We start from the raw sequence: 1,357 nt of genomic DNA, 5'->3' as shown, positions 1-1,357 counted from the left end.
ATCTCCAAGCACCCGCGTGTGCGCTTCGATCGACGCAAGGGCATGGTCTTCGCGTGGCACGTGCTCAGCACGCCTGCCCGACTTCGGCCGCCGCTATGCCTGCCGCGCGCTGGCGCAGGGGCTGCTGCTGCACCCCATCGGCCACACGATCTACGCCATCTTATCGACGATGCCCTGGTGCGACAGTAGTGGTCACGCCACCTCCAAATCCACCATCGCCTCGATGCACAGGTTGCGTTCGTACAGCAGCAACGCGCGGATCGCGCGCAGCCTGACCGCCAGGCACGAGGCGTCGGGAGCGAAAGCCAGCTCTTCGGTCAGCGCCGAGGTGCTGTCTGCCAGGGCCTAACGATGCCGCCCCGCCTTGAACAGCAAGGCGGAAAAGATCACCCGCACCCACATGTGGCCGAAAGGCGAAGGAGCCTCCCCGAACTTCACTTGCACCTCGCGCAAGGACTGGGTGGCCTCGGTGAAACGTCAATTGCATTTGTGCGCATAGGCCAGAACCGTTTGTGCGGCGCCATAGTGGAATGGGTCCTGATCTTGTGGTGCTGCCGGCCACTGGCGCACAAAGACCTGGCATAGCGGCGCAAAAAAGCATCATGGGACGACGACGTTGTCCAAGGGCCTGCAACAACGCCAGCAAGCCGCTCTCGACCACCGCCGCCGCGTCAATGGCCCCCATCGCTACCGGCTCCGACGGGCCTCCGACCGCATTCAACAAGGAGCGAACAAAGAACACCTGGTCGCGCCAGGAAGCATCGAGTCCCACCCACACGGGGTCTGCGTCTTTGCAAGCGCGAAACCATCCGCCCATCAATGTCGTCTTGCCATAGCCGACCGGCGCAACGATGGCCACGATCCGATCATGCATGGACAAGGGCGCAATCGCCCGCCGCGCCACTGTGGCCGACGTCAGGTCAGGAGGAGCCCCCTCGACTGCCGCCTGGGAGGACGGCGCAGCAAGCTGCGGCCACCGAAATCCCGCGTTGGGTTGGGTCATGTCCTCAGACACTCAGAAGGCGCACGACGACGCTGCCTCACGCTGGAGGTCCGGCCGCCCGGAATCGCGGCAGCGACACACCACCACCGACGGGTTCGCAAACCAACTCGACAGCCATGTCGAAAGTGACTGCTGAAGGGTCTGCGCCGATGAAGGAGCTGATCATCCGCGGACCTTCTTCGAGTTCGACCAGCAGCACCGCATAGGGCGTGTCCTGTTTGAAAGCCGGGCCGGGTGCCCGGTGAACCACGCTGAACGAATGCACCTTGGCGCGACCGCTGGCGGCGCGGTGCTCTAGGCGCTCGCTACCGCACTCACGGCAGATCGCCTGTTGGTAGAGCTGCACGTGGCCGC

1 protein-coding gene and 1 pseudogene are annotated in these 1,357 nt (G+C 64.4%); one reads left to right on the top strand and one right to left on the bottom strand.

The window, feature by feature from the left end; translation table 11 throughout:
* Positions 1-349 (top strand): annotated as a pseudogene (locus Q7J58_RS21695) (hypothetical protein); the annotation flags it as partial.
* 691 nt (positions 350-1,040) lie between these two features.
* On the opposite strand, the gene Q7J58_RS21690 reads toward Q7J58_RS21695, so the two are convergent.
* On the bottom strand, positions 1,041-1,357 hold a 317-nt coding region (locus Q7J58_RS21690), incomplete at its 5' end, for an OB-fold domain-containing protein (protein ID WP_304832034.1).

The sequence above is a fragment of the Hydrogenophaga sp. genome, assembly GCF_030656115.1.
GTDB lineage: Bacteria > Pseudomonadota > Gammaproteobacteria > Burkholderiales > Burkholderiaceae_C > Hydrogenophaga.
This window is presented reverse-complemented; position numbering and strand designations above follow the sequence as displayed.